Raw genomic sequence first — 8,853 nt, 5'->3', positions numbered from 1 at the left:
CGTCACGACCTGCCCCCATCCTCGCCGCTCAGTCGAGAACGCATCCTCGCAGCGCACAACCATCTGACCAAGCACGTCATTCTGAAACGATCAGTAAGACGGCGTCCTATGTGGTGATCGCTCGTTGGTCTGTGCATGGGGCGGGGTACGTGGAGTTGGATTTTTCCGGCGGGCTGTGGGAGATCGCCGAGCCGCTGATCCCACCGGCGAAGGTGCGGCCCCTGGGCGGCGGGACGCAGGACACGCCTGATGAGACGTTGTTCGCGGCGATCATCTATGTGCTGGTCAGCGGTTGTGCCTGGCGGGCTCTGCCGCCGTGTTTTGGGATATCGAAGTCGACCGCGCACCGCCGGTTGCTGATCTGGTCACGGGCCGGGGTGTGGGGCCGGTTGCACGAGGCGGTGCTGCACCGACTCGACGACGCCGGCCTCATGGACGTCTCGCGCGTGGTCCTCGATTCCGCTCACGTTCGGGCTAGAAAAGGGGCGAACTCACAGGTCCGGGCCCCGTGGACCGGGGTAAGCCGGGTGCCAAGATGCACGTCCTGTCGGACGCGAACGGACTGCCTCTGGTCGTCGGCGTCTCGGCAGCCAACACCCACGACAGCGAAGCGCCGAAGCCCATTGTCGAGGGTCACCAAACGAGACACGACCCCCACCGCGGCCGCCACTTCAAGCCCCAACGCCTACACGCCGACAAGACGGACGACATCCCCCACCTGCGTAAATGGTTACGCGGCAAGCGCATCGGCGTGCGCATCGCCCGCAAAGGCATCGAGTCCAGCGAGCGGTTGGGCCGCCGCAGGTGGGTGATCGAGCGGACGATCTCGTGACTGTCCGGTTACCGCCGACTCAGCCCCCGCTACGAACGCCACCCCCGCAACTACCTGGCCTTTCTCGGGCTCGCCGCCGCCTTGTGCTGCTACAAGCGACTGGTCCGCCTCACCACATAGGACACCGTCATAACCAGCCGTTTCACAGCGGAAGCCACTGGGGCACCGTACGTCACGGTGAGGGCGGGACTGCCCATCACTCCAGGTCCCGTTCAGTCCTCCGCGGGGTGCCCTGGCGAATCTTCATGTCCGCCCCCAGCCGGGCGATGACGCTCGATTCGACATAGGGGTGCTGGCCTTGGTGGTAGTTGTCTCGTAGCTGCATTCGTTCGTACCAGTGCCACACAACCAGCTCAAGACTGCGCTCCACGAGGAAGTTCTGCAGGAAGGTCTTCCTCACCAGAAGCGCCCGGCTTTCATCCCCGGGTTCCTCGTAGTGGGTGAACACGGGTGCGCCCGCAGTATCGAGCCAGCCCGGACCTCGCATATCGAAGGTCAATCCCGCGGCCTGTTGGATGAAGGTCGCAGGCAGGAGAACACTGGCGGTATCGCCAATGGAGCAGTCGAGAATGCCGCCTTCCCAGGTGTACTCCTCGATGGTGGGTACGACCTCGATCTCTTTGCCGCCGATCAATACCCGGCGAAGGGTGTCGTGCCGGTGCGGGCAGTTCGGTCCGATACGGCCCACTTCGCCGACATAGCAGCAGTCTGTATGGCCGTGTGAGTCGAGGAGATCACGGGTGTCGTGGCGTGATTCGTCTCGCAGGGCCTCCAGGAGGGCTTCGGCATCATCCGCCTTGACGAGCAGTGTGTGGATAGTGCTCTTCTCCTGCAGGCCACGCCATCCCTCATCGGCCATCGGATCGACCTTGTGTACGAAGCTCTCGAGTGCCACCCAGTCGTGGCCTTCTCGGTCACAAAGGAACATGGAGTCGGCGACGGGCGGCTCGGAGGCGGTATCAGCCACGAACCGTCTGATGTCTCCGCGGTATCGGCTGAAGTCGAGGGGGGCTGGTGGCCACTCTTCGAGGCTGATCAGCGGCGGGCTCCACGCCGTTACGCCCTTGCCACCTCCTTCGTTGAAGGCGTGGTAGTCGATCGGGGGCAGGCTGGGATCGATCTCGCGGTCGCCGATGATCTGGTGCAAGCCCTCATAGGGCTCGCTATCTCCGAAGTGCCGCGATGCCTGGTAGTTGTCCGCAACCCGAGCCAGCAGCTCGTGGTAGGCCATCCACTGGTACTTCTTGCCCCAGCGTTCGGCCTTGTGTCCTTCTCTTCCACCGCGCCCACGGCCAATGCGTCGGTCTTCGTCTCCAAAGAGCCTGGGTGTCCAGCCAAGACTGAGTGTGCGGCGGAAGATCCAGCGGCACGCAATGTCTGCCGGGTAGTCGTGGTCCACCGGCTGGGGGTACACAAACGAGGCGTCCCAGAGCTTTCGCTGCTCTTCGCTCAGCGGATCCTCGGCACGGCGCAGAAGGGACTTGAGTCGGCTCAGTGCTTGCTCTTCAGGGTTACGCAACTTGTCGGCCAGGGTCACCTTCTGTGCTCCACTGAGCGACGCGACGAACTTCTCCCAGCGGCTCTTGATGAACCGCGGCTCCCGGGGCTGCCGTTCGGGACGCGCCTGCCCGAGGCGGTAGCGCGAGAAGTAACGAACGCCAGGCTGGACAACGTAGCGGGCGAAATCACCCAAACCCATCAGCGAGAGATAGATCGACAAAAACCTCTCGTCAGCCGACTGCCCCTCGCTCCCACCGTACTTGGCCTTGATCGTCGCCTCCGTCGGTGGCGGACCAGGCACCGCCAGCCCGTATGGGCGCCCGGACGTATCAAGCGCCGATGCAGGCAGCATCTGCTGCGCTACGGCCCACCGGACGACGCCGCGGGCAGCGTCGAGGAGCAGCTCGTCCGGTCGGACGGGTGGGGTAAAGACCAGGTTGTGAACCAGTTCTGCGAGCGGTTTTGCCTGATCAGCATGTTGAGGAGAGCTGCGCAGGAGTGCACCGTAGGCGATCGCGACTACACGTTGGACCACGTAAGGATCGTCGACCGCCCAGAAGCGCTCGACGAGTGCGCGCATGACGTCGAGATGCCCACGTAGCACGTGCACCAGGGCTTTGGTGGTCCAGTCCCGCATGAATCGGTTCGGAGAAGACAGGAGCCAGCACAGAGGGATACAGGCAAGCTCGACTACCTTGGGGTCGTAGGCGGGATAGGGTCCCGCCGCCGCCCAGCGGGCGAGTCGGGCCGCCGTGCCAGAGGCATCGGACAGAGCGTGATACATCGCGATACCGAAGTCGCTGTCGCGCTCGGGCATCTTCCGGTGAAGGAGATACCCGTGCAGTCCCTCGCCGTTGAGTCGGTTGTCGGGCTGCGGTGCGAGAGCGAAGAGCACCTCGTAGAGGTCCGAACGACGCAGATAGCGCTGGGCCTCGTTCAGCAGGTCGATCGTCCGCTGAGTAATTGCTTCCGAGGCACGGTACGGCAGGGTCTCCACAAGTACCTCATAGAGCCGGCGGGCGCGCCGGTGCCGGTTCCAGGCGTCCCTGTCTTCGCGTCCGTCCGGCGCCTCGGCCATCTTGATACTCAGGAAGTCCACCAGCTCCACACCATAGACCTCGGGGAACAGGATGGTCGCTGCCTCGTGGATCCCCCAGCTACTCTCCTCCGTCAGCCACTGTCTGACCGCTTCGTCGCTCAGCGGGTCGTCGGACAACGCAAGGCGACGTCTCAAGAGCAGGAAGTCAGCGAAGGCCTGGAAGACGATCCGAACGCCTTCCCCAGACCCTCCGCTGACCAGGTGGAGACGCTCGCGTGTGAGCACTCCCTCCTCCTGCAGAAGGCCCATGAGCCGCACAGCGTCAATTCGGGGGTCTTCGAGCGACGAGCTGACGATTTCATGGGCGCTGGCGGCACTCATACTCTCGCGACCAAGCCGGGACAACTCGTCAAGGAGAGCGTTCAGCGTATGACGGACATGAGTCTGTGCCGCCCCTAGTTCGTAGCTTGAGGTTGCATCGGGGCGGAGGCGGCGAGCTACCGTGCGGATCTTTGCGCCGAGGTAGCGCTCAAAGATGGCGACGCGGCCCTGGTGGCCGGTTGGAAGCGAGTGGATGTCGGCCTCCGAGAGACTTTCGCAGTACAGACGGAGGAAGAGCGGCAGCGTGAACTCGGGCGTCAGAAGCGGGATTTTGGGGGCTTCGAGACCATAGTGATCGAAGTAGCGCTGCGTCGCCTCGACTTCCCGCTCGGCGAATCCCGGATGTGTGCGGTGGACGTAGTGCTTGTCCTCGGTGCCCTCCAGCACGAGATCGCGGTAGGTGTCACGGCAGGAGACGACGAGGGCGACGTGCGGATGCCGGGCGACGGCAGCCCGCAGCCTCGGGAGGTGCGTTCGCCAGAAGTCCGCTGGTGTCGTCTCGTTGAGCGCATCGATGAAGATCAAGAAGCGGCTACCAGACGTCGCGGCAGCTTCGCCGGCGGCATCCATGGCGCTCAGGAGCACATCACCGCCGACCGGCTCCAGGCCGAGTTGATCCGCGACGCTCACCCAGAGGTCGCCCCTGCCGAACTGCGCACCGGCCAGGAACACTGCGGGCCGATCAGCGAGCAGAGCACGGTGGGTGGCGTCAAGGAGCAGGTGCGTCTTGCCGGACCCGGCCTTCCCCGTCAGAAAGTAGGTGCGCCGCCGGAAGGCTCGGCCGACCGAAGACTCAAGCCACGAGTGCAGTTCGTTGATCGCTTTGCCCAGCACACCGACGCCATAACCCTCGGCGCGTTCCGGAGGGCTCTGGTTCCGCTTGGGGTCGTCGCTCGGCAGCTCCCGCCACTCAGCCTTCGCCCGTCGCTCGTAGTCCCTGGCAGCTTCAATGGCTTCAGCAGTGGCCGACAGCTGATCTGTGAGGTGCAAGAGAATAGTTGGAGGATCCCCAGCTTGTGCTGCGATGGCGCCCGCGGTCGACTTCAGGGCTGCTGCCGCGTCATGGATGACCTGATAGGCGGAGGCGCCAGGGTCATCCTCATCCTTGACCGGGACGTGTAGATCGTTTACGGCGGTGATGACGTCGCGGCGCAGACGATTGAAATGAGTGAGGATCGCCTGGTCGAAACCGAGCGCGATGAGGTCTTCCTGGATGGGAATGTCGACCTGCAGGTCGGGCCGGTACTTCTCGCCGGCAGCATCGGCCTGCTCCTTGTAGCGCTGCTCCAGCCAGTCACGCTCGAGCGCGACTTGATGCCACCAGAACCAGCGCCGACCGCGGTGCTCAGGCTTGGACAGCTCGTCCAGCAGGTCGCTCTCCTGCACCAGCTCGAACTGAATCCTGTCGGCACCGGAGATCGTTTTCTTCCAGATTGCGACCTTTGCCTCGTACTTCTGTCGCTGAGACTTGCGCTCCCCGCCGCGCGTTCCGGTGGCGAGGTTCCAGGAGATCGCGAAGGTCAGCTTGCGGAGTTCCGGTCGCTCCTTGGCTACGCGCTTCACCGAATCCGTCATGGCGGTCAGCAGCGGATCGATGCCCTCCACATGCTTGGCCTGCCAGCCCCACTCCGTGCCGTCCTGCAGCGTGGCGTACCACTCCACGCCGCCGTCGGGGTTGCCGGTTCGGATGGCCTGAGTGCCTGTTGGCACGCGGTTCTTGAGCAGTTGATACGACAGCTCTTCGAATGCCCGACTCTGCTCGCCGTTCCAGCCACGTAGCGTCCTGAAGCTCAATCCGTCTCCACCCCTCGTGCTCCCTTCCTGCTTGTAGACCCAGATGCGATCGCCCTCACGCCCGTCGGGGTCGATGCCAAATCACGGGACTGGCGGAGCAGGTGAGGAGCCATGGTAGGCCCGGCGCTGGTCGCAGCCCCTCGGCTTCGCCACTGGGCCATGACCACATGTCAGGCCTCAAGTGCACAGGGGCCGAGCCCGATCGCAAGGCGATCTATGCACCGGAAGCAAGGGAGCGCATCACGCACGGAATATTTTGAGGTATGTTTCTGCGCATACTGCGTTGAGTTGTATGGTGCTCCGCACTGGAGAGCCTGACCGCGGGAGGTGGGTGTCGTCGTGGATGACATCGTCGACTTGGTGGCGCAGCCCGCCATGTTGACACTGGCCCGTGAGTCACGTGGCTGGACGCAGGCTGACCTGGCACGGGAGATGACGGGCCGCGCGGCCAACGAAACGGTGTCGCAGGGGTACGTCAGCCGAGCCGAAGCCGGTCGCCTGGCAGTAAGGGGCGAGCGACTCGCCCTGTTCGCCTCAGCTCTCAGGTACACGCCTCAGATGCTATGCCGCACCACTGACAACGGCGGGGTTGGCGTCGGGCTCGTTCACCACCGCAAGCGCGCCTCCATGGGCGCGCTGGCACTGCGACGCGTTCACGCGACTCTGGCAGTCACACGCCTCCAGGTGGAAGCCCTGACGGCCGCGAGCCGCGACGACGAAAAACATACGTTCAGGTACATCGCGGTCGACGACTTTGATACGCCGGCTGACGCAGCGGAGACGCTGCGGTTGGAGTGGGGGCTCCCGCATGGTCCCGTCTCCAGTGTGGTAGAGGTACTCGAAGCCGCCGGCGCTCTGCTCGTGGTCCGCGATCTCCAAACTCTTGAGCTGGATGCCGTGAGCCAGTGGCCGCACGGCGAACGCCCGCTCGTCTTGCTCAACTCCACTGCCCCTGCGGACCGTTATCGTTTCAGCCTGGCGCACGAACTCGGGCACATCCTGATGCACACTGAGCCTGGGGACGGTCGCTTGCAGGAACAGCAAGCCGATGAATTCGCAGCCGAATTCCTCATGCCGCACGAGAGCATCGTGGCCGAATTTCGGCCGCGCGTGGACTTGGCGCGACTGATGGAACTGAAGCGTCGATGGCGGGTCTCAATGGCAGCACTCGCCCGCCGAGCCAAAACACTCGGCGTCCTCACCGAGTGGCAGTACCGCTCGCTCATGGTGGAGATGTCCGCCCTGGGCTACCGAACCACCGAACCCGCTCCCTTCGAGCTCGAGACCCCGCGTCACCTTGCCGAGGTCGTGACCCGACTGAGGCAACAGCACAACCTCGACCTGTCCCAGGCAGCCCACCTAGCCGGCCTGGAACTCGAGGAGTTCACCGAGATCTACTCGTGTCCTTCCTCCGCCCCGGTGACCGCACGGCCACCGGAATCACCAACAAGTAGGTGACAATGGCAAACTCGCCGTTCCCCGGCCGCACCCCCGCCCTGCGGGTCCTCGATGCGTCGGTACCGGCCACGCCGCTGCTGCAGGGGCGTGTACTGCTGCATGAGAACGCCCGCTTCGTACCGCAGATGCGGACTCCGCTCGACGATGACCTCGGCGGCGTCGTCATGAGCGGGGAGAAGGCGGGTGAACGCGCCTACCAGCTCCGGACCTCGGGCTACACAGGCGCCCTGCTGATCGACACTGCGGCCTACAAGACGCACACGGCGACAGCCGATGAACCCTTTCTGCTGGACGGCAAGGAGCTGTTCGACACGGTCGACACCTCGCTTGAGCTGCAGAAGGCCCGCGGTGCCAGCGCCGCTCTCACACCGACTGGATACATCCCCCCGGGAGCCTCCAGGGCGCTCAAGGCGGTCATGCGCCAGTCCGAACGCATCGAGCGGGCAGACACAATCGTCAACCTCCCGATCGACATCGCCTGGCTCACCGATGAATTCCTCAGCCAGCTGATCGCAGTCTGCAAGCGCATCCCGCATCCCAAGGCCCTGACGCTGTTCCGACAGTTCGATCCGATGGAGCAGGCCAAGAGTGTTCCCGCCAACCTACGCCGCGTCGTAGCCGAGCTGCCTGATGTCGCCCTCCTGCGGACCGATCTGGCCGCACTGGACGTACTCGCCCACGGCGGGCTGTTTGCCGGTATCGGCGCCGACAGCGCCAGTCGGCACAGCATTCCCCCTGGCGAGCGGGCGTTGTTCAACCCCAACGGCGGTGGACCCCAATATCCGTCAGTGCTGATGCCGAGCCTGATGTGCTTCAAGGGCACCCAGTCACTGGCCCGCCTGTACGCCAATCACCCGCCAGCAACGTGCAGCTGCGACGTCTGTGACGGTCGAGGCCTGGACCGATTCAACGATCCGGGCGGCGAAGCGCGGCGCGAGTCGGAAGACCACAACATCAGCACCTGGAGCGCCTGGGTCATCGAGGTCACCAGCAGGAAGCCCGGGCTGGAGCGCAAAGCGTGGTGGCGCGACAAGTGTGCCGCAGCCGTCGCGCACTGCGCCCTGGAAAACCAGCGTCTGGGGCTGTCGGCAAATTCGAAGGCGGGCTTTGTAGTCCCTGACCCGCTGGAGGCCTGGGCAACGCTGTCGATCACGCCCTGAGGCGGCTCACCGAGCCGAGAGCTGCTTATACGCCTCTTCCACGAACTTCCAGCCGGCCACGGTGAGCCGCCGCCGAACGAAGGGGCGAGGCGGGACAACGACCTCAACATCATTGCTGGTCGCGACGAGTAGCCCAATGCCGTAGAACTCTGCCTCCATCACGGCGTCATCTCGACGCCGCAGAGGCCGGTCGATCAAGACAGCCCGCGCGCAGAAAGGTGTGAACCATTCGGCTTTTTCCTTAGCGGAGGACCAGCCCTTGCCCGGGACGACGGCCAGATCGACTCGGATGGGGTGGGTTGCTTCGCGGACGACGACGTTGTCATGCCGGGTAACCGTTCCCGCGGGCATCCGCCTCAGCACGCGCTGCTCCGTGTCACTCAGCGAAGTGACCGGGACAGGCTCGCCCAGTGGAAGGTTCATCAGCAGGTCCAGCGCCCGAGGATTGGTGAGCTCCTGCGTGCCGACGCGAGCACGTCGCTCGATCTCGTCCTCGTTTTCGCTGTATGCAACTACGGCATCGATACCGAACATGTTCAACACGCCAATGTCTGCGCCCTGAGGGAACAGAGTGCCAGGCGCCGCCGCTCCGGAGATCGCTTCCGCCGGACCTCGCGCCGCCACAGCCATGTTGCTACCTCTGCCCTCGCCTCAAGGAGGCTCGCCCTTCACAGACGACCGCCTACTTA

At 64.4% G+C, this 8,853-nt stretch carries 4 protein-coding genes and 1 pseudogene; 3 read left to right on the top strand and 2 right to left on the bottom strand.

Going from position 1 to position 8,853, the window contains the following annotated elements:
• Window positions 1-135: 135 nt before the first annotated feature.
• Window positions 136-952: pseudogene (locus ACZ4N4_RS45450) on the top strand (IS5 family transposase).
• Between the two features lie 76 nt (window positions 953-1,028).
• Here ACZ4N4_RS45450 and ACZ4N4_RS45445 read toward each other — a convergent pair.
• Window positions 1,029-5,546 (bottom strand): NACHT domain-containing protein, encoded by a 4,518-nt coding sequence (locus ACZ4N4_RS45445; RefSeq protein ID WP_467600502.1) that lies wholly within the window; start codon window positions 5,544-5,546, stop codon window positions 1,029-1,031.
• Window positions 5,547-5,885: 339 nt separating this feature from the next.
• Here ACZ4N4_RS45445 and ACZ4N4_RS45440 point away from each other — a divergent pair, with 339 nt between their 5' ends.
• Both ACZ4N4_RS45440 and ACZ4N4_RS45435 read left to right on the top strand, forming a co-directional pair.
• Entirely contained in the window at window positions 5,886-7,004 is a 1,119-nt protein-coding gene (locus tag ACZ4N4_RS45440) for an ImmA/IrrE family metallo-endopeptidase (protein WP_467600499.1), read from the top strand.
• 2 nt (window positions 7,005-7,006) lie between these two features.
• Entirely contained in the window at window positions 7,007-8,164 is a 1,158-nt protein-coding gene (locus ACZ4N4_RS45435; RefSeq protein WP_467600496.1) for a hypothetical protein, read from the top strand.
• A gap of 6 nt (window positions 8,165-8,170) precedes the next feature.
• On the opposite strand, the gene ACZ4N4_RS45430 is transcribed toward ACZ4N4_RS45435, so the two are convergent.
• Window positions 8,171-8,794 carry a hypothetical protein gene (locus ACZ4N4_RS45430; protein WP_467600493.1) on the bottom strand — a complete coding sequence of 208 codons (624 nt, stop codon included), beginning with the start codon at window positions 8,792-8,794 and terminating at the stop codon, window positions 8,171-8,173.
• Between the last annotated feature and the right edge of the window lie 59 nt (window positions 8,795-8,853).

Source organism: Streptomyces sp. NPDC026538, assembly GCF_055567535.1.
The sequence above is the reverse complement of the archived record's forward strand: the minus strand, read 5'-3'. Positions and strand labels throughout refer to the sequence as shown.